Annotated in this window: 20 protein-coding genes; 10 read left to right on the forward strand and 10 right to left on the reverse strand. The window is 39.5% G+C overall.

Translation table 11 applies throughout. The annotated features are described in order from the left end of the window. The first annotated feature begins 3 nt into the window (after nt 1-3). The 3 genes from OQX62_RS18080 to OQX62_RS18090 all read left to right on the forward strand — a co-directional run bounded on the left by OQX62_RS18080 (nt 4) and on the right by OQX62_RS18090 (nt 5,079). Complete coding sequence (locus tag OQX62_RS18080; RefSeq protein ID WP_265833024.1) at nt 4-2,799, forward strand: 2-oxoglutarate dehydrogenase E1 component; 2,796 nt, start codon at nt 4-6, stop codon at nt 2,797-2,799. Between the two features lie 23 nt (nt 2,800-2,822). Next, nucleotides 2,823-4,055, forward strand: coding sequence for a 2-oxoglutarate dehydrogenase complex dihydrolipoyllysine-residue succinyltransferase (odhB, locus tag OQX62_RS18085; RefSeq protein ID WP_265833025.1), 1,233 nt, complete (start codon nt 2,823-2,825; stop codon nt 4,053-4,055). Nucleotides 4,056-4,188: 133 nt separating this feature from the next. Beyond that, entirely contained in the window at nt 4,189-5,079 is an 891-nt protein-coding gene (locus tag OQX62_RS18090) for a hypothetical protein (RefSeq protein ID WP_265833026.1), read from the forward strand. 130 nt (nt 5,080-5,209) lie between these two features. On the opposite strand, the gene OQX62_RS18095 is transcribed toward OQX62_RS18090, so the two are convergent. The 3 genes from OQX62_RS18095 to OQX62_RS18105 are packed head-to-tail and all read right to left on the reverse strand — an operon-like array spanning nt 5,210 to nt 9,522. Further along, nucleotides 5,210-5,938, reverse strand: coding sequence for a head GIN domain-containing protein (locus OQX62_RS18095; protein ID WP_265833027.1), 729 nt, complete (start codon nt 5,936-5,938; stop codon nt 5,210-5,212). A 56-nt stretch (nt 5,939-5,994) separates the two neighbouring features. After that, on the reverse strand, nt 5,995-7,656 hold the full coding sequence (locus OQX62_RS18100) for a M1 family metallopeptidase (RefSeq protein WP_265833096.1): 1,662 nt from the start codon (nt 7,654-7,656) through the stop codon (nt 5,995-5,997). A 6-nt stretch (nt 7,657-7,662) separates the two neighbouring features. Then, on the reverse strand, nt 7,663-9,522 hold the full coding sequence (locus OQX62_RS18105) for a CocE/NonD family hydrolase (RefSeq protein ID WP_265833097.1): 1,860 nt from the start codon (nt 9,520-9,522) through the stop codon (nt 7,663-7,665). Between the two features lie 153 nt (nt 9,523-9,675). Between OQX62_RS18105 and OQX62_RS18110 the strand changes: the two genes are divergently transcribed. From OQX62_RS18110 to lpdA, 3 genes are all read left to right on the forward strand, one after another. After that, nucleotides 9,676-10,098 carry a GtrA family protein gene (locus tag OQX62_RS18110; protein WP_265833028.1) on the forward strand — a complete coding sequence of 141 codons (423 nt, stop codon included), beginning with the start codon at nt 9,676-9,678 and terminating at the stop codon, nt 10,096-10,098. Between the two features lie 6 nt (nt 10,099-10,104). Beyond that, a complete protein-coding gene (locus OQX62_RS18115) occupies nt 10,105-11,772 on the forward strand; it encodes an ArnT family glycosyltransferase (RefSeq protein ID WP_265833029.1) in 1,668 nt (555 codons plus the stop codon). Nucleotides 11,773-11,873: 101 nt separating this feature from the next. Beyond that, entirely contained in the window at nt 11,874-13,280 is a 1,407-nt protein-coding gene (lpdA, locus tag OQX62_RS18120) for a dihydrolipoyl dehydrogenase (RefSeq protein ID WP_265833030.1), read from the forward strand. Nucleotides 13,281-13,313: 33 nt separating this feature from the next. On the opposite strand, the gene OQX62_RS18125 is transcribed toward lpdA, so the two are convergent. The 6 genes from OQX62_RS18125 to OQX62_RS18150 form a co-directional block, all read right to left on the reverse strand. After that, nucleotides 13,314-14,135, reverse strand: coding sequence for a hypothetical protein (locus tag OQX62_RS18125; protein ID WP_265833031.1), 822 nt, complete (start codon nt 14,133-14,135; stop codon nt 13,314-13,316). Nucleotides 14,136-14,210: 75 nt separating this feature from the next. Continuing rightward, complete coding sequence (locus tag OQX62_RS18130; protein WP_265833032.1) at nt 14,211-17,402, reverse strand: efflux RND transporter permease subunit; 3,192 nt, start codon at nt 17,400-17,402, stop codon at nt 14,211-14,213. Between the two features lie 18 nt (nt 17,403-17,420). Continuing rightward, a complete protein-coding gene (locus OQX62_RS18135) occupies nt 17,421-18,485 on the reverse strand; it encodes an efflux RND transporter periplasmic adaptor subunit (RefSeq protein ID WP_265833033.1) in 1,065 nt (354 codons plus the stop codon). Beyond that, a complete protein-coding gene (locus OQX62_RS18140; protein WP_265833034.1) occupies nt 18,482-19,804 on the reverse strand; it encodes a TolC family protein in 1,323 nt (440 codons plus the stop codon). Before OQX62_RS18140 ends, OQX62_RS18135 begins: the two co-directional genes overlap by 4 nt. Before the next feature lie 30 nt (nt 19,805-19,834). Beyond that, on the reverse strand, nt 19,835-20,446 hold the full coding sequence (locus OQX62_RS18145) for a TetR/AcrR family transcriptional regulator (RefSeq protein WP_265833035.1): 612 nt from the start codon (nt 20,444-20,446) through the stop codon (nt 19,835-19,837). Nucleotides 20,447-20,559: 113 nt separating this feature from the next. Continuing rightward, nucleotides 20,560-21,177, reverse strand: a complete 618-nt coding sequence (locus OQX62_RS18150) for a TetR/AcrR family transcriptional regulator (protein WP_265833036.1) — start codon at nt 21,175-21,177, stop codon at nt 20,560-20,562. A 151-nt stretch (nt 21,178-21,328) separates the two neighbouring features. Here OQX62_RS18150 and murB point away from each other — a divergent pair, with 151 nt between their 5' ends. From murB to OQX62_RS18170, 4 genes are all read left to right on the forward strand, one after another. Then, nucleotides 21,329-22,345: a UDP-N-acetylmuramate dehydrogenase gene (gene murB / locus OQX62_RS18155; RefSeq protein WP_265833037.1), complete on the forward strand. Its 1,017-nt coding sequence runs from the start codon at nt 21,329-21,331 to the stop codon at nt 22,343-22,345. Nucleotides 22,346-22,517: 172 nt separating this feature from the next. Continuing rightward, on the forward strand, nt 22,518-23,048 hold the full coding sequence (locus OQX62_RS18160) for an RNA polymerase sigma factor (RefSeq protein ID WP_265833038.1): 531 nt from the start codon (nt 22,518-22,520) through the stop codon (nt 23,046-23,048). 141 nt (nt 23,049-23,189) lie between these two features. Beyond that, complete coding sequence (locus OQX62_RS18165; protein WP_265833039.1) at nt 23,190-23,867, forward strand: lycopene cyclase domain-containing protein; 678 nt, start codon at nt 23,190-23,192, stop codon at nt 23,865-23,867. Continuing rightward, nucleotides 23,867-24,103 carry a cytochrome b5 domain-containing protein gene (locus tag OQX62_RS18170; protein ID WP_322973761.1) on the forward strand — a complete coding sequence of 79 codons (237 nt, stop codon included), beginning with the start codon at nt 23,867-23,869 and terminating at the stop codon, nt 24,101-24,103. Before OQX62_RS18165 ends, OQX62_RS18170 begins: the two co-directional genes overlap by 1 nt. A gap of 44 nt (nt 24,104-24,147) precedes the next feature. Here the strand turns inward: OQX62_RS18170 and OQX62_RS18175 are convergent, their stop codons facing one another. Next, nucleotides 24,148-25,068, reverse strand: coding sequence for a PfkB family carbohydrate kinase (locus OQX62_RS18175; RefSeq protein WP_265833040.1), 921 nt, complete (start codon nt 25,066-25,068; stop codon nt 24,148-24,150). Between the last annotated feature and the right edge of the window lie 21 nt (nt 25,069-25,089).

Consider the following 25,089-nt stretch of genomic DNA (forward strand, 5'->3'; position numbering starts at 1 on the left):
ACAATGGATAATTTATCTTATCTCAACGGCGCAAATGCCGAATACATCGATTCTATTTATCAAACTTATAAAGAAGATCCTAATGCCGTGGAATTTGGCTGGCAGAAATTCTTTGAGGGCTTTGATTTTGGAAGAGGAGCAGGTGCTACATCAACTAGCGAAGAGACCCCGGAACATTTTTTAAAAGAAGTTAACGTCCTTAATCTGATTAATGGATACCGCCAGCGCGGCCATTTATTTACGCAGACAAATCCTGTGAGGGAGAGACGGCATCATTTACCAACATTAGATCTGGAAAACTTTGGATTGAGTCAGGCTGACTCAGATACTGTTTTCAATTCTGGTGTAGAGATCGGCATTGGTGCGGCTAAATTGAGTGATATTATTGCTTTTCTGAAGAAAACGTATTGCCGTTCTATCGGTGCGGAGTATAAATTTGTGCGCACACCTGAAGTACTCGGCTGGATTGAGCATAAAATGGAAAGTGTTCAGAATACCCCTAATTTCTCCATCGAAGAGAAAAGAAGGATTTTGAAGAAATTGAACGAAGCGGTAAGTTTCGAAAACTTCCTGGGAACAAAGTTCCTCGGACAGAAGCGTTTTTCACTGGAAGGTGCGGAGGCATTGATTCCGGCACTTGATTCAGTAATCGAAAAAGGTGCGGAATTAGGTATTGAAGAATTTGTCATTGGTATGGCTCACCGCGGTCGTTTGAACGTGCTGGCCAATATCATGCAAAAAACTTATAAAGATATCTTCGCTGAATTTGAAGGTAAAGGATATAGTGCGGCATCTCCTTTTGGAGGTGATGTGAAATACCACTTAGGCTACTCTACGGATGTAACCACTGTTGGTGGTAAAAATGTACACCTGAGCCTTTGTCCTAATCCGTCCCACCTGGAAACAGTAAATGGCGTGGTTGAAGGGATGACACGTTCTAAGATCGATTTCAAATATGGTGGTGACAATGCGCGTATTGCACCAATACTGATCCATGGTGATGCTTCAATCGCAGGTCAGGGAATTGTTTATGAAGTAATTCAGATGGCAGGACTGGATGGTTATAAAACTGGTGGTACGATTCACCTGGTAATTAATAACCAGATTGGTTTTACCACAAACTATAAAGACGGCCGTACAAGTACCTATTGTACAGATATCGCCAAAGTGACACTGTCACCTGTGTTCCATGTGAACGGGGATGATGTTGAAGCATTGGTTTATGCGATCAACCTTGCCATGGAATACCGTCAGAAATATAAAAATGATGTGTTCATAGATATCTTGTGTTACCGCAGGTTTGGACATAATGAAGCAGATGAACCAAAATTCACACAGCCTTTATTATACAAAAGCATTGAGAAACATGCCAATCCAAGAGATATCTATATTCAGCAATTAATTGGTGAAGGAAAGCTGGAAGCTAGTCTTGCAAAAGAATTGGAAGTAGAATTCCGAGGTATTTTACAGGAAAGGTTAAACGAGGCTAAGGAGATTACTTCTACTTATCAGGATGTTAAATTTGCCGGTGCCTGGTCTGACATGCGGATTGCGACTGCAGAAGACTTTGAGGTTTCGCCAAATACTTCTGTGAAGAAATCGACGCTGTTGGAGATTGCGAAAAGAATCAGTACGCTACCGGCAGATAAAAAGTTCTTTAAGAAAATTGAAAAACTGTTTGGTGAGCGTAATAACATGGCTACAGCTACGCATGTGTTCGACTGGGCAATGGGTGAGCAAATGGCTTATGCTACTTTGTTGTCTGAGGGTAAAAGAGTAAGGCTAAGTGGTCAGGATGTGGAGCGTGGAACATTCTCACACAGACATGCGGTAATTACACTGGAAGATTCTGAAGAGGAATATATCCCTCTGGCTAATCTTTCTGATCAGCAGGCACCATTTGATATTTATAATTCACATTTGTCTGAATACGGTGTGCTGGGCTTTGAATATGGATATGCAATGGCTAATCCAAATGCATTGACCATCTGGGAAGCACAGTTTGGTGATTTCTTTAATGGAGCACAGATTGTAGTGGATCAGTACATTGCCAGTGCTGAAACAAAATGGCAGCGTGAAAACGGGTTAGTGATGTTATTGCCACATGGATATGAAGGACAAGGTCCTGAGCACTCTTCTGCAAGGATTGAGCGTTTCATGGAGCTGTGTGCGGATTATAACATGCAGGTAACAAACTGTACAACGCCTGCTAACTTTTTCCATGCTATCCGTCGTCAGTTTAAACGTGATTTCAGAAAGCCACTGATAGTATTTACACCGAAAAGTTTGTTGCGCCACCCGATGTGTGTTTCTAAACTGGAAGAATTTACTGATGGTAAGTTCCAGGAGGTAATTGATGATACAAATGTTAAAGCTAATGAAGTAACACGAGTATTGTACTGCAGTGGTAAGATCTATTATGAGTTGCTTGAAAAACAACAGAAAGATCAAATCAAGCATGTTGCTATTGTTCGTGTAGAGCAATTGTATCCTACGCCACTTGCACAGATGGAAACGGTTTACAGACGTTACAAAAATGTAAAAGAAGCTGTTTGGGTTCAGGAAGAACCTGAAAACATGGGCGCATGGCCTTACTTGTTACGCAAAACCAGAAAAACTGTTTTCAGTGATATTGAGGTAATCTCAAGAAAAGAGAGCAGCAGTACTGCATCAGGTTTTGCTAAGCAGCATGCTGATCAGCAGGCTTATATTTTAGCTAAAGCCTTCGAAACTCCGGTAACAGAACAGGATGAGAAGATTGCTAAGAAATCGGTTAGTAAAGTATATAATGTAGATTAATAGAAAAATATAATATAACAGTTATGAGTCTAGAAATAAAAGTTCCGCCAGTAGGCGAGTCAATTACCGAAGTTGTTTTATCCCGTTGGGTAAAAAATGATGGTGATACAGTAGAAATGGATGAAGTTATTGCTGAATTGGAATCCGATAAAGCGACTTTTGAGTTAACTGCTGAACAAGCCGGAACTTTGAAAACAGTAGCTGCTGAAGGTGATACATTAGCCATCGGCGCAGTAGTTTGTACAATTGAAGATGGTGGCACTACAGCGCCTAAAGCAAAAGACGAAGCGCCTGCGGCAGAAAAAGCAGTTATTGCTGAAGATAAACAGGCAGCACCTGTAGCAGAGCAATCGGGCGACAGCTATGCAACTGGTACACCTTCACCTGCAGCGGGTAAAATACTTGCAGAAAAGGGTGTTGAGGCCAGTGCCGTAAAAGGCTCTGGAGTAGATGGCAGAATCACTAAAGAGGATGCTTTAAATGCACAAAAAGAAGCACCTAAAGCTCCTGCGGCGAAACCTGCTGCTCCAGCGTCAGCTCCTGCTGTTGCCGGTGCGAGAAACGAGCGCAGAGAGAAGATGTCTCCTTTGCGTAAAACGGTAGCTAAACGTTTGGTAGCTGTTAAAAATGAAACGGCCATGTTAACTACTTTTAACGAAGTAAACATGAAACCGATCATGGATCTGCGTGGAAAATACAAAGATCAGTTTAAGGAGAAATATGGTGTTGGTTTAGGATTCATGAGTTTCTTCACTAAGGCAGTGTGTGAGGCAATGAAAGACTTTCCGGCAGTAAATGCACGTATTGATGGTGACGCAGTTATTTTCAATGACTTTGTAGATATCTCTATTGCTGTTTCTGCTCCTAAGGGATTGGTAGTGCCAATCATCAGAAATGCAGAAAGCATGACACTTGCTCAGATTGAAAAATCTGTAATTGAGCTTGCAACTAAAGCGCGTGACAGTAAGTTAACTATTGAGGAAATGACAGGTGGTACTTTCACTATCACGAATGGTGGTGTGTTCGGATCAATGATGTCTACGCCTATTATCAACGCGCCACAGTCGGCCATACTAGGTATGCACAATATTATTGAGCGTCCTATTGCTGAAAAAGGTGAGGTTGTAGTTCGTCCGATGATGTATCTTGCTTTATCTTATGATCACCGTATCATTGATGGAAGAGAATCTGTTGGATTCCTGGTAAGGGTTAAACAATTGCTTGAAGACCCTGCACGTTTGCTGCTGGGCGTATAAGCTAAATAATTTATAACGAAGCCTGCTGGAACTTAATGTTTTAGCAGGCTTTTTAATTTTAATGATCCTGCCATTAAAAAGTCATATATTATAAGTTTGAACATAAATTGTACTATTTCAGTACTTTTGTCGCGTGAAAAAAATCTACATCGTACTGTTCTTATTTATTCTAAGTTTTAAAATAAACGCTCAGGTCAATTCAAACGCTTCCGGTCAAACTGTAACCATTGGGAAAAGTATTTTCTCAAATGAGGTCAAAAGGAATTTTTCCAGAAAAGGGGATTTCTATGTGCACTGGGGCTATAACCATTCGTGGTATGGCAAAAGTGACATCAATTTCAAAGGTCCGGGTTATGATTTTACATTAAAAGATGTGGTTGCGCATGACAGACAATCTAAATTAGGGTGGGATTATCTTGATCCGGGTAAACTTTCCATTCCTCAATACAACTTCCGCGTAGGTTACTTCTTTAAAGATAACTATAGTATCTCTGTTGGATGGGATCACATGAAATATGTGATGGATATTCCGCAGACTGTGGCAGTTTACGGGGTTATTGGTAATGAGATATCTACGCCGGGGATTCCTACTGGTGATTATGCAGGTACCTATAATGGCGAGATGCTGAACGTGAAGGAAGATATGCTGAGATATGAACATACGGATGGTTTTAACTATGCCAATGTGGAGATTGAGCGTTATGACGATATCTGGGTAGCACCTTCGCAAAAGACATCACTTACGTTAGAGACTGGTTTGGGTGCCGGACTTATTGTGCCGAGAACAGATGCACATTTATTTGAGGTAGGGGAAAATAACTACTGGAATGTTGCAGGTTATGGCGTTTCTGCTAAGATAGGCCTTAAATTTTATATTACTAGGGGATTGTATCTGCAAAATACGACCAAAGTTGGTACAACGAAATTAACGAACGTACATACAACAGGTAGAAATGAATATGATAAAGCAAGCCAGAATATCAACTATGTGGAGAACTTCTTCGCAGTAGGATATCAGTTTTAGTCATAAAAAAGACAATCCTGTTTTCGACTGCCCTTTTTTTGCTGCGCAAAACACAGAAGGCCGAAAACAGGATTATCTTTTTAATTATCCTCGGGTTTCTCTTCCAGAAATAGGGCTTACCTTTCTGGAGCTATAGTTTACTCACTCTTCCGGATCCCAACACTGTCTTTTTAATTTTTGGATCTCCGGTGTACAAGATATTTCCGGATCCGCTGATTACTGCTTCAATGCTACTTTGTGCATTGATGAATATAGATGCAGACCCGCTGATTTGTGCAGACAGATCATTCACTGAAAAACTCTTTCCCATAAAACTGCCGGAACCGCTTAAGGTTATGTTTGAGTTATTGGCTTTACCTTTCAGGTTCAAGGAGCCTGAACCACTGATTACACCTGTAAAGGATTTAAGGTTTGCTGCCGCTTTGATACTGCCAGAACCGCTTAGCGTAGTCACGAGTTCTGAACTATTAATGGGATCCAGAATTTCCATACTGCCAGATCCGCTCATGGTAAGTGAGTTTAATCTTCTTGCCGAGATGTAGGCCGTAACTTTTACATTTCTGTAACGTCTTGACCAGTCGTTCCATTTTGTTTTTGGTCTGATGATCAGAATTCCGTCTTTAATCTCTGTAATCAGATCTGCGATGGCTTCCTCATCACCTTCCAGTCGGACAGATTCTTTATTGCCTATGGTTACCTGAATATTTAACGGACCACCAGCGGCAATACCTTTAAATGCACCAATCTGCCGTTCATCTTGCAGGAATGATTGATGCATGTCGATAGGACTGCTGGCGCTGCCGGCCTTTGCAAAAAAGCTTAAAAATGCCAGTAATAGCAATGTATTTAATTTTTTCATCTTTTTAGGTTTTCAGATAAGACACATAGGTTTTCTCTTTGCTGCACGGGTTTAGGTTATTCGTCTTTTTTTACTTCAATATAAAAGTTAGGATCTGCCTTGACTATTTTTTCGGTTATTGATGGGTTAATGCTGATTGACTTCCATTCTGTTGCAGGTTTAATTATTGTGTATTTCCCTGTATCGGTTAAGCTAACTTTAACTGGCATATCGAATCCGTTTATGGTATTTGTCCAGCGGTAATACAGCTGATTACCTTTGATATGATAACTCAATACCGGGATTTTGATTGTCCGCAGGTACTGATCGAATACCTTATTGAGTTTAAGGCCGCTCTGTTGAGCAATATAGTTTTCGATTTGCGCTGTAGTTACCGTTTGGTGATAGAAGGTTTTATTCAAGCCGCGTAAAATGTTTCTGAATTTTTCATCATTATCGATCAGTTGTCTGATCGTATGAATCATATTTGCACCTTTATAATACATATCGCCAGAACCTTCATTATTTACATTATAATGGCCTATGATAGGAATATCATTGCTGATATTTTCTCTGATACCAACGACGTAGGCAGCTGCTGCTGCCTTGCCTTGTGTTGATTCTGTGAAGAGTGCTTCCGAATAATTGGTGAAGCTTTCATGAATCCACATATCAGCAATGTCCTTTGAGGTGATGTTATTACCGAACCATTCATGTCCGCTTTCATGTACTGTGATGAAATCGAATTTCATTCCCCATCCTGAATGAGAGAGATCACGACCAAGATAGCCCATTTTAAACTCATTTCCATAGGCTACTGCACTCTGATGCTCCATGCCAAGATGTGGCGCCTGGACGAGCTTATAGCCATCTTTATAGAAAGGATATGGGCCGAACCAATGTTCAAAGCTTTTTAGCATTGGTTTTACATCGGCATCCCAATGTGGTTTGGCCTGGGCGCTGTCTGTGGCGAGCGACCAGTAGTCGAGCGTTAGGTTCCCATTTTCTCCTTTGTAGGTATCTGTCCAGTGAGCGTATTTACCAATGTAAAAAGTAATATTATAGTTGTTGATGGGATTGCTGACAAACCAATTGTATTGTTTGTAACCATCCGGCTGGTCCACCGTGCTGCGTAAACGCCCATTAGAAACTTCCTGCAGGTCTTTGGGCACACTAATGCTGATTAGCACGCTATCTACTTCATCACTCTGATGGTCTTTTGTCGGCCACCATGAGCTTGCTCCGAAACCCTGGCAGGCAACAGATACCCATGGATTTCCCGCTGTGTCTCTGGTAAAAATAAAGCCACCATCCCATGGTGGTTTACGTGCTATAACGGGATTTCCAGAGTAGAAGACCTTAAACTTATCCTTTTTACCTTTTTTTACTGTACCTGGAAAGGTAACAAAAACAGCATTGAACTCCCTTTTGAAGGGTAGTTCCTGACCATTATAAACAACTTTCTCTACGTTCAAATTGTTAAACAGATCAAATTGCAGCAGGATGAAATCTTTGGTAGCAGTGAAATTAAACTCGTTGCTACCGCTGATGGATTTATTTTCAATGTCTATTTTTACGTCTAAATGGTAATAGTTTAAGTCATAACAAGTCCGCTCCGGACTTAACATTCCTCTCAAAGTATCAGCCCTTGTAAACTCTTGTTTTCCTTGCAGCAGCTGCGCATTAGCAATAGTTGTAAACAGTAAAAAGGCAAAAATGGATAATGTGATTTTGTTCATCATTAATTAGGGCTTTAAAACAGTAACGGTTAATGAGGAAGCATTTTTCTGATCATGATAAATGCGATGTGTAGCTTTAATAAAATCCTTGTCCTCCGCGTGATAGATGTCAAGGAACTGCTGCGGATTTCTGTCTGCCAGCGGGAACCATGAATTCTGTACCTGAATCATTATGCTGTGCCCCTTTTTAAAAGTATGTGCAACATCTGGTAATGCATATTTTACCTTTGTTACCTGGCCTGGTACAAATGCTTCAGGCTTTTCAAAGCTATTGCGGAACTTGCCACGCATAATTTCTCCACGTACCAGCATCTCATATCCGCCCATTATTGCTTTTGGGTTCACTTTCGATGGCGCGGCATCTTCAGGATAAACGTCAATCAGTTTCACTACATAATCTGCATCAGTTCCTGTAGTAGCAACAGATAAATTGGCCATTAAGGGACCCGTGAAAGTAATATCTTCTGCCAGTGGTTCGGTCTGATACACTTTTACATCAGGTCTGCGGGCAGCAAAACGCTGATCGTCTATCATATATTCCCTTGTTCTTCTTTCCTGTATACCATCCTGGTAAGGAACCGGGTTATTGGGGTCGCTCACATACTCGTCAAAACTATCAGTTGCAGTAGGTGCGCTGAAGCTGAGTTTGCCATCTGGCTGGAAATAAAGTGTTTGGTTCTCTGTCTCTTTAGGAGGCCATGCAGTAAAATTCTTCCATTGGTTACTCCCCGTAACAAATATTGTAGCTTCTGCGAGGTTAGCATTTGCTGCGCCTTTCAGGTGCTGCATGAAAAATGGAAACTCTACATTTTGCTGATACCAGGTGCTTGTAGGTTGGTCAAAATCGATATCTCCAAAGTTGTCTCCTGTTGATCTGGACCAGCCGCCATGGAACCATGGCCCCTCCACTAGTTTATTATTTGCTTTGGAATCATGATCTTCAATAGCTTTATAGGTTTGTAATGCACCATAAGCGTCTTCTGCATCAAAGAAACCACCTACAACTAATACTGCAGGTTTTACATTTTGCAGATGCGTTCTGATATTTCTGGCTTTCCAGAATTCGTCATAATTGCCATGTTCCATGAGGTCGTTCCAGAATTTGATACTGTCGCCGAAATATTTTTCTTTCACGTTTTTTAATGCACCAATGCTCAAATAGAACCTGTAGTTATCTTTAATTGGAAAATTAAAACCTTTAGGGCCCTTATCAGGAGTAATTGGTAGGGGGCGCGGTACACCGAAAGTGGAATAAAAGCTAAATGCATCGCCAAGCATGAAAGCGCCATTATGGTGGAAATCGTCCCCTAAAAACCAGTCTGTAACTGGCGCCTGAGGGGAAACCGCTTTTAAAGCTTTGTGTGCGCCCGGTAAAGCAGCCGTAGAATAAAAACCAGGATAAGAAATCCCGTAAATCCCTGCCTTGCCATTATTTCCGTTTACATTTTTTACAAGCCAGTCTATAGTATCATATGTATCAGAACTTTCGTCAATATCTTTTTTCGTCTTTTTATTGTCTATCTGTGGTCTTACATCAACAAATTCCCCTTCACTCATCCATTTTCCCCTTACGTCCTGGTAAACAAAAATGAATCCTTCTTTTAAGAAGAGTGATGAAGGACCTAAAGTGGTTTTATAGTTATTTTCCCCATAAGGTGAAACCGTATACGGTGTTCGGTTAATCATGAATGGATATTTCTTACCAGTATTTTTAGGGATATAAATTGCTGTAAAAAGCTTAACCCCATCACGCATAGGTATATTTCTTTCTATTTTAGTGTAATTATCACGGACATACGCAGAATCTGTTATTTGTGCCGAGGAAGAATAGCCTGTAATGAGGATGCCTGCCGCTATCCATAACATTTTTAAACGAGGGATCATATAAATTAGGTTTAGAATGCATAAATATAGGGGATATAACAGCCATTTTATAGATGTGACACTATATAGTATCGTAAAATCTTTATGGCGCGTTGAAAATTCCATGTACCTTTGTGTCCGACAAAATGGTATTTAATGATAGGTGACAAATTATTTTCCGGAAAAATTCTTGCTTTCCTTAAGTTTGGGGTCACAGGTGTATCCGGGTTGATTATAGATTTTTCACTGACCTGGCTTTTCAAGGATGAATTTCATGTCAATAAATTCGTTGCGAATGCAATTGGCTTCTCTGCGGCAGTGATCAGTAATTATATCATTCACCGAAACTGGACATTTAAAGATAATAAATCTAAAGCGGGGCCACAGTTTACAGCATTCGTTACTGTCTCTGTAATTGGTCTGCTGCTCAATTCAGGAATTATCCTTTTGCTGGATAACCTGCTGTCGGTCAATTTTTATATCAGTAAGGCAATAGCGATATTTATTGTTTTTTTCTGGAACTTCACTGTCAACTACTTCTTTATTTTTAAGTCATCAAAAGAACAAGAATCAATTTAACTCCATATGCAGGAAGCATTTTCTGACCACAAAAATAAATGGCTTTACATTTTTATAGGTTTAGCTGCATTATTAAACTTTAGCGGTCTGTTCATTACTATAATGGGACCGGATGCGGCATTGTATGCGTCAATATCGAGAACCATGGCAGAGCACAATGATTTTGTGAATCTATATGCGCAGGGGACTGACTGGCTGGATAAACCGCATTTCCCGTTTTGGGTTACGGCTGTCTTCTTTAAAGTATTTGGTGTAACTACCTGGGCTTACAAATTGCCTGGAATTTTGTTCCATCTACTGGCTGCATTTTTTACTTATAAACTGGCAAAGGATTTATACAATAAGCAGATCGCCCTGTGGTCAGTCTTATTTCTGCTGACGGCAGAACATATTGTGATAAACAGTATGGATGTGCGTGCCGAACCTTTTCTGACAGGTTTGATTATGGCAAGTGTTTACTATTTCCATAAATCATTGGGCAGGGGATGGTTCCTGTACATCTTGCTGGCCAGTATTTTTGCAGCCTGCGCGGTAATGACGAAAGGTATTTTTGCACTCATTCCGATTGGAGGGGCAGTTGCAGGAGAGTTGCTGATTAAAAAGAACTGGGCAATGGTTTTTAGCCTGAGGTGGATTGTAGCGGTTATCTTTATTCTGCTCTTTATTATTCCTGAACTTTATACGCTGTATGCACAGTTTGACCTCCATCCCGAAAAGATCATATTTGGGCGAACAGGTGTTTCCGGAATTAAATTCTTTTTCTGGGATAGTCAGTTTGGTCGTTTTTTTAATACAGGGCCGATCAAAAAAGCAAATGGGGATATCACTTTTTTCCTGCATACTATATTATGGGCATACCTGCCCTGGTCATTATTATTTTACACAGCAATTTACCAGTTCTTCCGTAAGAACTTCAAACAACCTTTAAAGGCCGAATGGTATGCTATTTCTGGGACATTGCTCACTTTACTGGTTTTCTCTGTTTCTAAATTCCAGCTTCCTTTTTATATCGCTATCGTTTTTCCGTTTTTCTCCATTTTATGTGCACAGTATATTTATCATATTCAGCAGGTGGATTCTGTTAAAATAATACGAACAGTACAGTGGGTAGTTTGTGGAATTATGTTGTTGCTGATTGGGTTAATACAATACTTTTTCCGCCCGGATGGCACTTACATTTCTGGTATATGGCTCCTGCTTGTCCCCGTACTGGTCTTTATCATCGTTTCGATCGCAAAAGACACAGGACGTTTTAAGATTTTTTACCAGGTATGCTGTGTGGTATTTTTTGTTAATCTTTATCTTACGCTCGCCTATTTTCCCAATGTGTTAAAATACCAGGCAGATAGCGAAGCCGCTTTCTGGATAAATGCACATAATAAGGAGCATTTGCCTGTTGTGCAGCCACGTTTTATTTTTGGCTATCCATTCGCATTTTATTCTCTTGCATCTGTGCATTGCTTCAGAGAAGGAGAAGAACGGTTATTGCCTAAAAAACCTTATTTATTATATGGCGAGAAAACATTTATAGATGCGATGGAAGCAGGTGGTTATAAGATAAATCGGCTTAAAAATTTTAGTTATTTCCGTATTACCAAGGTTACAGGTAAGTTCCTGAACCATAATACACGCGAGCAGGTGCTCACAACAAATCAGGTGGTATTGATTGATTAGAAATAACTATCAGATGAATTAAAAACAACTATCAATAAACAATTAGCAGATGCTTTATTTTTATTGATGTTTGTTAACTTTGCTCAACAAAAAAAATGATTATGCAATACGACGTCGTTATTATCGGTTCTGGTCCTGGTGGTTATGTAAGTGCAATTAGATGTGCACAATTAGGCTTAAAAACTGCAGTTATAGAAAAATATAAAACTTTTGGTGGAACCTGCTTAAATGTTGGCTGTATTCCATCTAAAGCATTACTGGATTCTTCAGAGCATTATCATAATGCTGCGCACACTTTTACTACTCACGGGATTGATCTTGGCAGTTTAAGTGTGAACATGCCGCAGATGATAGCGCGTAAAAATGATGTTGTAGCACAAAATACAGCAGGTATTGTTTATTTATTCAAGAAAAACAAAATCGACAGCTTTGAAGGTGTTGGTTCATTTGTAGATAAAAACACAATTAAAATTGCCAAAGCAGACGGTTTATCTGAAACCATTACTGCAAAAAATGTTGTTATCGCTTCTGGTTCAAAGCCTACTGCATTGCCATTTTTACCAATTGATAAAAAACGTATCATTACTTCAACTGAAGCGCTTAACATCACGGAAGTACCAAAAACTATGGTGGTTATCGGCGGTGGAGTTATCGGACTGGAATTAGGGTCTGTTTATGCCCGTCTGGGAACTAAAGTATCTGTTATTGAATTCCTGCCTTCAATTATTGCAACCATGGATGCCGGTCTTGGAAAAGAGCTGCAACGGGTCCTGAAAAAATCGCTGGGTATGGAATTCTATATGAGTCATAAAGTTACCGGTGCAATTGCTGAAGGTGAAATTGTTACTGTAACTGCCCAGAATGCAAAAGGCGAAGAAGTAAAGATTGATGCAGATTACTGCATCGTAGCTGTTGGACGTACCGCCTATACTGCTGGTCTCGGATTGGAGAATATAGGTATCAAAACAGAAGAGCGTGGCGGTAAAATACCTGTAAATGCACATCTGGAAACATCTGTACCTGGTGTTTATGCTATTGGTGACGTAATTACCGGAGCTATGCTTGCGCATAAAGCAGAAGATGAAGGCGTTTTTGTAGCTGAAACGATAGCTGGACAAAAACCACATATCAACTATAATCTGATTCCTGGTGTTGTTTATACCTGGCCGGAGGTGGCGTCTGTAGGTTATACTGAAGAACAACTGAAAGAAAAAGGAACAAAGTATAAAGCCGGTTCATTTCCATTCAAAGCAAGTGGCCGTGCAAAAGCAAGTATGGATACTGATGGTTTTGTAAAGGTTCTTTCTGATGCCACTACTGATGAAATCATTGGTGTACACATGATTGGTCCGCGTGCTGCTGACATGATTGCTGAAGCTGTTGTAGCAATGGAATTCCGCGCATCTGCGGAAGATATTGCCAGAATCTGTCATGCGCACCCAACCTATACTGAAGCATTTAAAGAAGCGGCTATGGCTGCTACAGAAAACAGGGCAATACACATGTAAGGATTGCTTTTGTTAACATATAGACCTGCAGCATTATTCTGCAGGTTTTTTTATGCCTAATGAAGGATAGAGTTCAGCAAGAGCTCTTGTACCCAACCTGATCAGTCGCAAATGCTCATCGATATGTCCATGCTGCACTTCAACATTGATATAAGGAATATGATGATGCATGGCATAAATAGATAAAGAGCCATCATCAGGAGCATTTTTAGCTTGTAATACTACATTTACATTTTCTTTTTTCAGCCAGGAGAACAATACAGGTTCTGTGACAAGAACCATATCGTCATTGTCCATTTGAAAATTAATATAAAGAGAGTCTGCAGCAGTTTCAAGATCGTATCCTTTCAGATAGCTGCTGATGCCGAATCCGCTGTCGCCATTATTATGTAATGTGAATATGTAGCCTGTTTTTAGCGGATTATAATAGTTCAGGATGATCTTTCCTGCATTTTCCAATTCAGTAATTACGTCCTCATGGGCCCTGCCAAATTTTTCTAATCCTGGTCGGATTCCCGTTTTCGTATAGATGCTGTTGGGATCGGTTTGATACGTCACCTCCTGGTGTATGAATTTAAAGTTTCTTGTACCACCATATTGTGAATCTACGATACTCCCACCATTTTCGGCAATGTATTTAAAAGCCGCTTTAACGCCGGTATCTTCATCATCGTGGATGGTGAGGAAACTGGGATGAACCGCGCCATAACCGTATTTGACAAGATTCATTTCCAGATCTCCCAGCACAATATAGGAAGTATCTGTTTCCATTCCCTCAAACACGGGGGGGTGCTGTGCTTTGACGATGGTATTCATGCATAAAGCCGCAACAATAATTAAGGATCTGATCACCATAAACCTAGTTTTGAGCAATATAAAGCAAAAAAGGAACCACAATGGGTTCCTTTAATTCAATTGTATATTATTTTGTTAATGCTGATGATCTAAATCGTATTCCTTAACCTCTTTATGGTCATACGGCTGTACCATCAGTTCTTCAATTGTGACGCCTTTTTTATTGAATCCAAAGCGATCCAGCATGCCATCAAAGATCTGATACATCACGGGTACCACAATCAGGGTCAGGAATAATGAACTTAACAGTCCACCGATAATTACCCAGGCTAATCCATTTTTCCATTCCGCACCTGCACCGCCTGCCAGGGCAATCGGCATCATACCGATCACCATCGCGATAGTAGTCATCAAAATAGGGCGTAAACGGGCATGATTTGCCAGAATTAGAGCTTCATGTGTAGATTTGCCTTCTGCCTTCATCTGGTTGGTAAAATCGACCAGGATAATTGCATTCTTAGCTACCAGTCCGATCAGCATGATTAATCCTAAGATGGTAAAGATATTCAATGCATTGTTGGTCAGCGAGAGCGCAAGTAAGGCCCCGATGACTGACAACGGGATAGAGAACATGACTACAAAAGGATAGACAAAACTGTCATACAACGCAACCATAATCAGGTAAACCAATATAATAGAGGCTAGTAATGCGATACCCAGAGTACCAAAACCATCACCCTGATTTTCTGCATCTCCTGCCCAGACGTAACTTACACCTACTGGTTTTTTCAGCTTGCCGGATTTCTCTAAAGCAAGTAACTGCTCCTGGAATTCTGCTACAATGGTACCTGTTGGGCGACCAATCGATTGTGCACGTACAGAAACTGAGGTACTTTTATCTCTTCTTTCCAGCTGACTCGGACCTGAACCTTGTTTAATCTCTGCAAACTGAGAAAGTTTGATCTGTTTGCCCTCCGGATTTACAAAGATCAGGTTACTCACATCATCAATATTCTTCCTGTTAAAAGTCTGATACCGGATGTTGATGTCATATTCATATTCACCCTTACGGAATTTACCGTCCGTATTACCACTAAATGCCGTCTGCATGGTTACACCTACAGTTTGCAGTGTTAATCCAAGAGAAGCCATCTTATCACGGTCTACCTGAACGTTAATTTCAGGACTTCCGCTTTCTACTGATAACTTCAGCTCGGCAGACCCTTTGATTTTTGCCAGCACAGCTTTAGCACCTTCAGCATATTTCATGGCGCTGTCAAGGTCAGATCCCATCACCACCAATTCGATAGGTGCATTTTCTGCGATACCCAGAATACTGATAGGCACTGTTTTTACTTTGGTACCTACAAGGTATTTAGCGAGCTCACGACTTACTTTTGTAGCGTAAATACTTGAATTATCTGCGCGTTTATTACGCTCAACTAATTTTACATTGATCTCCGATTTATAGGCAGTTGCCTGCGTACCGCCAAAGTCACCACTAGATTGACCTACTGTTGTAATCAATGAAGTAATCTCGGGTTTTTTCGACAAAAATGCTTCGGCTTTTTGTGTAGCAAGGTTGGTTTGTTCTATAGATGCATCTTTAGGTAATTCCAATTGAACAAGGAACTCTCCTTTATCACTTTTCGGGAAAAACTCTGTACCAATATATCCTGCAGGTATTAATCCGCATGAACCAAAAAACATAACCAATACGACTAATATTGTTTTTCCTTTATTGGCGAGCGACCAGGTCAGGATGCTTGTAATCCAGATCGTAAACTTGTGCAGTTGACTTTCAAACCACAGGATAAAGCGGCCAAACATATTTTTACCTTCTATTTTCTCCAGTTTACCAAAACGTGAAGATAAAAGAGGAACAATAGTAAAGGACGTTAACAGGGACAATAGTGTGGCTATAATTACTACCACGCAGAATTGACGGAGAATATTTGAAACCAGTCCTGTACTAATTGCAATCGGGAAGAACACGACCACAATTACCAATGTGATGGAAACTACCGTAAAGCCAATTTCACTTGTTGCATCATAAGCAGCACGAACTTTATTTTTACCCATTTCCATATGGCGATAAATATTCTCCAGTACTACGATCGCATCATCGACCAGGATACCTACTACCAGTGATAATCCTAATAAGGACATCAGGTTTAAAGTATAACCCAATAAGCTTACCCCAATAAATGTAGCAATCAGGGATGCCGGGATAGAAACCATTACAATCAGTGCATTCCTGATACTGTGCAGGAAGAAAAGCATTACAAAGGCAACCAGGATAATCGCAAGAATCAAATCATGGATTACCGCATCTGCAGATTCTAGTGTAAAGATGGAACTGTCATTCGCAATAACAATCTTCAGTTCATTCGATTTGTAGTCCTCCATCAATTTGGCAATCACGGTATGAACACCTTTACTTACTTCTACCGCGTTGGCGTCCGACTGTTTGATGACCTGAATAGCAATTGCTCCCTTACGATCAATACGTGCCAGTTTTTCTACTTCTTTTTGTGAGTCCCTCACATCGGCCACATCGCCTAAACGAATTTGTGCACCGTCTTTTCCTGTACTTACTACCAGGTTTTTCAGTTCATCAACGTTTTTATACTTACCCGACAAACGAATCAGAATGTCTTGTTCCTGTGTTTTTACACTACCAGTAGGAAAATCAAGGTTGGAGCTAAGAATCGATTGCTGTACTTGCGGAACTGAAAGTCCGTAACCTTGTAATTTATCCGCATCCAGTGCTACTTCAATTTCACGTTCCTGGCCACCTACAAGGTTTACCTGGGCCACGCCCGATACCCTTGAAACAATAGGTGCAATACGTTTATCGATCAGGTCATAAAAGGTGGCATCATCCATTTTCGCCGAAGCGGACATGGTGATCACTGGTAAATCATCCAGCGAGAACTTGTTCAGCGATGGTGGTTTTACCTCTTCCGGCAAATCTGCCAGGATGGAGTTTACCTTACGCTGCGCTTCATTCAGGGAAAGATCTACATTAGCTTTATCATTAAGCGTAATTGTTACAACTGACAAACTTTCATAAGAAACCGCATTCAGCTTTTTAATGTTCTCCATTGAGGATACCGCGTCCTCAATTTTCTTTGTTACGGTATTTTCTACTTCACTTGGAGATGCTCCAGGGTAAATTGTAGAGATAGATACTACATTGTTGGAAAATTTAGGCAGCAACTCGTAACTTAAAGAGAAGTAGCTCAATAATCCCATCAATGTAAGTACGGTAAATACCACAATTACAAGTGAAGGTCTTTTTATCGATATTTCTGTTAATTTCATCTATGTAGATTTATGATATTATTTAATAGGAGCAACATCACTTCCATCAACCAGGTTGATCTGCCCGCTGATAATTACTGTTTCACCTTCTTTCAGGCCCTCAATAATTTCGACCTGATCATTGATGATTCTGCCGGCAATTACTTTACGGATTTTTGCCTTATTGCCATTTTCAAGAACGAAGATCTGGTTACTACTCACACTGCCCACAAATGAGCCGCGTGGAATAGTAATTGTAGGTGCCTGCGCAGGAAATTTAAAAATGGCAGTACCATACATACCCGCTTTGATGGTGTTCTTATGGTTGTTCTCCACTTCTATATCAATCGGGAAATTTAAAGTAGCATCAGCTTTGGCAGCAATGAAAGTAATTTTTCCAGAGAAGTTATCCGCAGGAAATACATTGGACTTAATCTGAACCCTGTCACCAACATTAAGGTTCGCTACCTGACCTTCATTTACATTTACTTTCAGTTTCAGTTTGGAAACATCTACCAGTTCAAATAATTGAGTACCCTGTGCAGTTACAAAAGCACCTACCTCAATGTATCTTTTGTTGACGATACCATTGATGGGAGATTTGATGTTGGCATCACTTACCCTTCGTGCAGAGCTTTGCAATCTCAATCTTGCATTTTTAGTCGCCAGTTTAACCTGATCCAGTTGCTGTTGCGTAACACCACCTGTTTTAAATGAACTCGCATATCTTGCTTCATCTTTGATGGCATTTTCCAACGTAGCCTGTGCGGTTTCTCTGTCTGTATTGATAATCTCTGCATCGATGTGTGCAAGAATCTGTCCTTTGCTTACGCGATCTCCTTCGTCAACATATATTTTAGTTACACGGCCGGCATTTTCAGACAGAAAGTTTAATTCCTGTTTTGGTTCAAAAGTTCCGTTGGCACTAAAGTTCAAATCAACTGCTTCTTTTTTCACCGGAGCTATACGCACGCTGACGGCACCACTTCCCTGAGCAACTAATGCAGTTTGTTCGTCATTTTTCTTTTTATTGCTGTTAAGTACCCATGCAATAAGTCCGATGACAACTATAATTAGAATGACTGTTATAATTCCTCTTTTCATTTTAGTAGTGATTTTATATTTCCGTTTGATTTGATTAATTGTATTTCAGCGATCTTATAGTTAAGCAGCGCTTGTGTGTAGCTGTTTTGTGCTGATGTTAGCGCATTTTCTGTGTCCAGAAGATCCGTTAATGCAGCTAGGCCATTATTGTAATTATTCTGGGTGCTGTTGTAGATTTCCTGGGCAAGCTGCACGTTCTCTCGTTGCGCTTTGATTGTATTGATATTGTTTCTTAACTGGATCTTTGCATTCTCGTAAGCAAGATTAAGGGAATTAGTGGTTTCCCTGATATCTACATCAGCTTTTTTAAGATCTACATTAGCCTGACGGATTCTTGAACGCGTAGCGAAACCATTGAAGATCGGTACTCTCAACGTAATTCCTATAGCAGAAGCATCATAGTAAAAAGCAGATCCATGTCTGTTGAACAAATCAAATTTATCACTTTGGCCAGTAGTGGAGATATTGGCGTTTAAGGACAATGTTGGATAGTATTCTGCTACATAAGATTTACGCTGAAGGCTGTACAATTCTTTTTGTATACCTAATAATCTGATTTCCGTTCTTCCGGCCACGTTAATCGTGTCCGATAGCTCTGGCATAGATGTTACTTTAGCAAATTCATCAGGAGGCAGTACAATCGCCGTGGCCACTGGCATTCCCATAGAGAATTTCAGTTGATTTTCCAGTTGTACAACTGCATTTATCGTTTGTTCACGCTGCGTCTGCAAATTTGTAAGGTTTACTTTAATCCTGTCTACGTCGATTTTTTTAGCCAGACCATTATCATATTGATTGGTAATGATTTTTTCGATTACCTTCACATTTTTGATGTTTGTATCAATTACATTCAGTTGCTGCCTGCTCACCAATACCTGGTAATAATTATTCGCTACCTGTTCAATAATCTGTTCCTCGGTAAGGTTTGCGTTGAGTTGGTAATAGCTTTCACTTGTTCTGGCTGCCTGCAATCCTGTAAACACTTTTTGGTTAAATAACTCCTGATTCAATTGCAGATTTGCATTGGAATTCCAGGGGTTTCCTATCTGAACAGCCTGGTTATTAAATACCAGCTTACCGACAATTGCATTATAGGTAAGACCTGCGCTACCTACTACCTGGGGAAGGGCCTGCGCTCTTATTTCCTGGGTTTTGAATCTGCCACCGTCGATATCCAGTTTTGCTTTCCGGATATTGGCATTGTTCTCTACGGCAAAATTTACTGCGTCTTTCAACGTTAGTGGCTGTTGTGCATGTAGCAGGTTAGAAATGAGCAGGCCCAGTAACAAAATTGGAATTGCTTTTATTGGTTTAATCATAATCGGGGGTTTCTTAGATTAGGCTGATGTTTATTTTTTAAGTCCTTGTATAAAGATGGAAGAAAGGCTGATTTGTTTCTCTTTCATTATTTTTAGCTCCTTTTTATCTGGAAACAGTTCCTTATTACCATGTGTGATGCAAAGTGAAGTAAGTCCTGACAAAGAAGAAATATACAGATCTGCCATTTTTGGATAATCATCTATGGGAGATATTTCATTGTTTTTTACAGCCGTTTCGAACAGACCTTGAAAAAACAGGTGTTCTTTACCTTTCATCTTCATGATGTAGGTTTTAAGCTCCACCGAACTCAGAGATGGATCTGGTGTTGCACTTGCTAAGTGCAGCATATAATAGCGCAGAAAAAACCGGTATCTGATTTCAATGATATTTAATAGGGTGCCTTCAAGGTTTTCGGCTTGTGTCTGGTCTTTGGTGAGTATTTCGAAATAATCTGAAAAAATTTTCTCCATCACACCAAGAACAAGGCTGCTTTTGTCGGGGAAATAATAATACAATGAAGGTTTTGATACAGAAAGGTCTTCTGCAATTTCATTCATTGTTGTTTTGTTGATGCCGAAATGTATAAAACGCTTAATAGCGCCGTCAATAATTAATTCTCTCTTTTTATCAGTCTCTACCATTTTACTTTTCTACCTTCTGACTTTATTGTTTTATTAGTCAAAAGTAAGACGTTGCAAGTTAATACTGAAATTTCTAGGTGAAAACCAGCGACTTAAAAGTGTTTATGACATTTTTATGACTTATTCGCAGGCCTTAAACCGGCTAAAAATATCTCTGCAAATTTCTTTTCTTTAGTAAAAATCAATTTGAATTGTTCTTTGCCGGGAAAGATATTTCTCGTTCTATTTAGGATGTTGAAATGAATGCCGGAAATGGCTTCTACAAATATTTCTGTAATGATTGCCGGATCTTCAATTGAAAATTCGCCAATGGCGTCTCCTTTAATCAAGAGACCTGAGATGATTTTCATTTCAAATTCCCTGGCGCGGGTAAATTTTTCGAAAAGTGCTTCAGGCAGATCCGGACCAATACTCTGCATATATTCGATCAGGTTATAGTATTTTTGGATATAGGCCTGTCTTTTTTGCAGAATGATCAGAATTCCGTCAGTAGCAGTGGATGTTTTTTCAACAGATTTAAGCAGGTCTCTGCTAATGGTATGCATCAGATGTTCAATTACACTGACATATAAACTGAGTTTATCTGGAAAATAATAATAAAGCAAAGCTTTAGAAAACGCAATATCTTTTGCAATTTCAGTCATAGTGGTCTTTGTCAGGCCATAATGTGCAAATCTTTTTAGTGCAGCATCAATAATTAAGAGTCTTTTTTTGTCTTGATTTTCCATCATGAATCGGCTTGCTTTATTTTTTAATTGACGTCGGCTTGAATAAGGTTATAATCGAACGTAAAATATGCATAATTATTAAATATTGTATTTAACATATTTATTACAAGCGCTAACAATTACATTTGCCAATAAAATTAATCTTTTTGCTGTTATGTCTTTACTACAAGAGAATATTTCACTCAGACCCTATAATACGTTCGGTATAGAGGTGAAAGCACGTTATTTTGCTGAAATTTCCGATCCTTCGCAATTGATTGAATTGCAAAAAAATCTTGTTTTAGAACAGCACAAATTACTGGTAATTGGTGGAGGCAGCAATTTACTATTTACGGAAGATTTTGATGGTTTGGTTTTAAAGATAAGCATATCTGGTCTGAAGTATGAACAAAGAGCAGATCAGATTATCGTAACTGCTGGTGCTGGTGTGGTATGGAACGATCTGGTCAATTATGCGGTGCAGCATGATTTTGCCGGACTGGAGAACCTGAGTTTAATTCCGGGTACAGCCGGAGCTTCCCCGATTCAGAATATCGGTGCTTATGGTGTGGAACTGAAAGATGTATTTGAGTCCTGCACAGCTTTTGAAATTGCTACAGGGGAGTTTAAGGAGTTTAGTCGTGCTGACTGCGGTTTTGCTTACCGGGACAGCGTTTTCAAAAATGAGCTCAAAGGTCAATATATCATTACGGCTGTTCGTTTCAGGCTGGCTGCTCAGGCAAATATAAACACACAGTATGGAGCCATACAGGCCGAACTGGCTAATCGCGAAATTATTAATCCTACCATAGCAGATATTTCAACAATTGTGGCAGAGATCAGGGTAAGTAAATTGCCTGATCCCTCTACCATTGGTAATGCGGGAAGTTTTTTTAAGAATCCCGTGATACCGCGTGAGCAATTTGACCCGCTGGTGGGTAAGTTTCCTGAACTTGTTAATTATCCTGTTGCTAATGGAAAAATCAAACTGGCCGCTGGCTGGCTGATAGAATACTGCGGTTTTAAAGGGAAGATAGATGGTCATACCGGAACATGGAAAAATCAGGCGCTGGTACTGGTAAACCATGGCGGTGCAACGGGAAAAGAAGTGTATAGTTTTTCAGAAAAGATTATAGACACGGTGTACGCTACTTTTGGAGTTCATTTGGAGCGTGAGGTAAATATCCTGTGACAAATATCTGTATTTATAACATAACTCATCAAAACCGATCCATTAGGCCATAATTGATTTTTTGGTACATATGTTGTATAAGTCTTAATATACAAGTTTGAACAAACGTGATAACGCCACTTTAAAAAAGGATCCTGTTTGTTTGCTTTTTAACCTTAAAACTTAAAACATTATGACAAAAAATGAGTTTAATTTCCAGCTTCACAATCATTCAGTTTCTTTACAGTCATTCGCTTTAAATTTTACAAAAGACATTGAAGATGCAAACGATTTAGTTCAGGATACAATGTTAAAAGCTGTTACCTACTACAGTAAATTTAAAGAAGGAACAAATTTGAAAGGATGGTTGTTTACGATCATGAAAAATACATTCATCAATAACTACAGAAGATTGGTGAAAACAAACGCATTGATTACACAATCTGATGATATTTCATCTGCTAATCTTCACTATAGTGCTACACAAAATACCAGTGACAGTAAGTTTGTTATTGGCGATATCAATAAGGCTTTGGCTACTTTACAACCAGAATATCATGTTCCTTTTGTTAAATACTTTGAGGGATATAAATACCACGAAATTGCTGACATGCTGGAGATTCCAATCGGAACAGTAAAAACAAGAATCCATGTAGCCCGTCAGATATTAAAAAAATATTTGAAGACTTATTCTAAAGATATTTTAGGTGCCGATATTGTTTAATTAAGGCTTCTGATCATAAAATAAAGCGTTTAAACTTCACTGTTTAAGCGCTTTTTTAATATCAGGTAATTTCCGCTGATCAAATAGGGAGTGGTTAATGAGCTGAAAATTATATTTTTGGGCTTTTAATATCAAAGTTTAATGAATTATACGTACTTATTGATAAACTTCGCCTTGTTAATGGTGACTGCTGTTCTGTTTTCTTTTCGCCGGATAAATGTACTGGCAAATAGTAAATTTCTCCTATTGGCCGTTTTTATTAATGTATTTGTGTTTTCTGTGCCTACAGAATATCTTACCCGGGTAAAAGTCATCGTCTTTAATCCTCCTTTTCTTATAGGTATAAACTTATGGGGATTACCTGTTGAAGAGCTTTTTTTCTCGCTTTCGATGCCCTTGTGTGCTCTCGCTATCTATCTTTTTCTCAATGTCAGATTCCCGGATCAGCGGCTGGAAAAATATAGCCTGGCCTTGAGTAATGTCCTGATGGGCATATGTATTGCCATACTTTATTTTGGTTATCATCATCTCTATACATTAATCACTTTTTCGCTTCTATTTGTCTTTATCCTCTATGTAGAATACGTGAATAAGATCCGGTTCATGTATAAATTCTACCGTGCTTTTCTCGTATCGCTTATTCCATTTTATATAAGTTCGGGTATTCTGAACGGATTGCCTGTTATTCAGTACAGCGAGGAGGATACGCTGATTTTTAATTTATTCAAAGTTCCGTTTGAAAGTACTTTTTACTTTATGGGAATGCTGTTGCTGGTGGTGTATTTGTTTGAGGCATTTAAAAATAAATCTGCCAGATAGTGGAACTGCCTGAATATACCAAACAACAGCTGGCTTTAAGAAATGGTCAGGATAAACCACAAATATGGGTGGCCTGTAAAGGTGTAATCTATGATGTTGGAGAGAGCCGTTTATGGAAAAATGGTAAGCACTATGAACACTGGGCAGGACAGGACTTAACGGAAGAATTGATTGATGCACCGCACACGCATACCGTGTTTGATAAATTTACCCCTGTCGGAAAATTAAAATCTTAAGTAATCTCTGCTAATTTTTAGCAGAGATTACTTAAGAAAAGGAACTATGCTTCTATGCTGAATGAGCTTAAATTGATAAACTCTTTTATTCTTGCTGTTACTTCTTCTTCAGTGAGGTTCAGGATTTTTTCTGTACCAAATTTTTCTACACAGAATGATGCCAGTGCAGAACCATAAACAATCGCATTTTTCATGTTCGTGAAATTGATTGTACCTACTTTAGCCAGGTAACCGATAAATCCACCTGCGAAAGTATCACCCGCACCTGTCGGATCAAACACTTCTGCTAATGGAAGCGCAGGAGTAGAGAAGATTTTATCTTCATGGAATAACAAGGCACCATGCTCACCTTTTTTGATGATCAGGTATTTCGGACCCATAGTCAGGATTTTCTTTGCTGCTTTTACCAAAGAATACTCACCAGATAACTGACGGGCTTCCTCATCATTAATGGTTAATACATCAACTAATTTCAATGTTTCCAGTAAATCGTCCATAGCTACGTCCATCCAGAAGTTCATCGTATCTAAAACAATCAGCTTAGGCCTGTTTTTAAGACGTTTAATGACGGTTTGCTGGATTTGTGGAGTAAGATTACCTAACATCAGATATTCGCAGTCCTGATAGCTCTCTGGAATAATCGGGTCAAAATCTGCAAGTACATTTAATTCTGTGATTAATGTATCTCTGCTGTTCATATCATTGTGGTATTTTCCAGACCAGAAGAATGATTTTTCACCTTCCTTAATCTGCAATCCTTCAGTATCTATACCATGTTGATTAAGCGTGTTAATGTCTTCTTTATGAAAGTCGTCACCCACAACACCAACGATTTTCACTTTATTATAGAAGTAAGAAGCAGCTAAACTTGCGTACGTTGCGGCGCCACCTACAATTTTATCTGTCTTTCCGAAGGGAGTCTCTATAGCATCGAAGGCTACAGTCCCTATGATTATCAGGCTCATATATTTTATTTTAAATTATTT

This window comes from Pedobacter sp. MR2016-24 (assembly GCF_026239655.1).
Lineage (GTDB): Bacteria > Bacteroidota > Bacteroidia > Sphingobacteriales > Sphingobacteriaceae > Pedobacter.

Excerpts from the sequence above, each read along its gene's own strand:
- OQX62_RS18095 (WP_265833027.1), bottom strand. The coding sequence starts at position 5,938 with ATGAAAAAATTAAATACATTGCTATTACTGGCATTTTTAAGCTTTTTT.
- OQX62_RS18145 (WP_265833035.1), bottom strand. The coding sequence starts at position 20,446 with ATGGTAGAGACTGATAAAAAGAGAGAATTAATTATTGACGGCGCTATT.
- OQX62_RS18115 (WP_265833029.1), top strand. The coding sequence starts at position 10,105 with ATGCAGGAAGCATTTTCTGACCACAAAAATAAATGGCTTTACATTTTT.
- lpdA (WP_265833030.1), top strand. The coding sequence starts at position 11,874 with ATGCAATACGACGTCGTTATTATCGGTTCTGGTCCTGGTGGTTATGTA.
- OQX62_RS18160 (WP_265833038.1), top strand. The coding sequence starts at position 22,518 with ATGACAAAAAATGAGTTTAATTTCCAGCTTCACAATCATTCAGTTTCT.
- murB (WP_265833037.1), top strand. The coding sequence starts at position 21,329 with ATGTCTTTACTACAAGAGAATATTTCACTCAGACCCTATAATACGTTC.
- odhB (WP_265833025.1), top strand. The coding sequence starts at position 2,823 with ATGAGTCTAGAAATAAAAGTTCCGCCAGTAGGCGAGTCAATTACCGAA.
- OQX62_RS18110 (WP_265833028.1), top strand. The coding sequence starts at position 9,676 with ATGATAGGTGACAAATTATTTTCCGGAAAAATTCTTGCTTTCCTTAAG.
- OQX62_RS18175 (WP_265833040.1), bottom strand. The coding sequence starts at position 25,068 with ATGAGCCTGATAATCATAGGGACTGTAGCCTTCGATGCTATAGAGACT.
- OQX62_RS18150 (WP_265833036.1), bottom strand. The coding sequence starts at position 21,177 with ATGATGGAAAATCAAGACAAAAAAAGACTCTTAATTATTGATGCTGCA.
- OQX62_RS18140 (WP_265833034.1), bottom strand. The coding sequence starts at position 19,804 with ATGATTAAACCAATAAAAGCAATTCCAATTTTGTTACTGGGCCTGCTC.
- OQX62_RS18135 (WP_265833033.1), bottom strand. The coding sequence starts at position 18,485 with ATGAAAAGAGGAATTATAACAGTCATTCTAATTATAGTTGTCATCGGA.
- OQX62_RS18080 (WP_265833024.1), top strand. The coding sequence starts at position 4 with ATGGATAATTTATCTTATCTCAACGGCGCAAATGCCGAATACATCGAT.
- OQX62_RS18105 (WP_265833097.1), bottom strand. The coding sequence starts at position 9,522 with ATGTTATGGATAGCGGCAGGCATCCTCATTACAGGCTATTCTTCCTCG.
- OQX62_RS18130 (WP_265833032.1), bottom strand. The coding sequence starts at position 17,402 with ATGAAATTAACAGAAATATCGATAAAAAGACCTTCACTTGTAATTGTG.
- OQX62_RS18100 (WP_265833096.1), bottom strand. The coding sequence starts at position 7,656 with ATGAACAAAATCACATTATCCATTTTTGCCTTTTTACTGTTTACAACT.
- OQX62_RS18125 (WP_265833031.1), bottom strand. The coding sequence starts at position 14,135 with ATGGTGATCAGATCCTTAATTATTGTTGCGGCTTTATGCATGAATACC.
- OQX62_RS18165 (WP_265833039.1), top strand. The coding sequence starts at position 23,190 with ATGAATTATACGTACTTATTGATAAACTTCGCCTTGTTAATGGTGACT.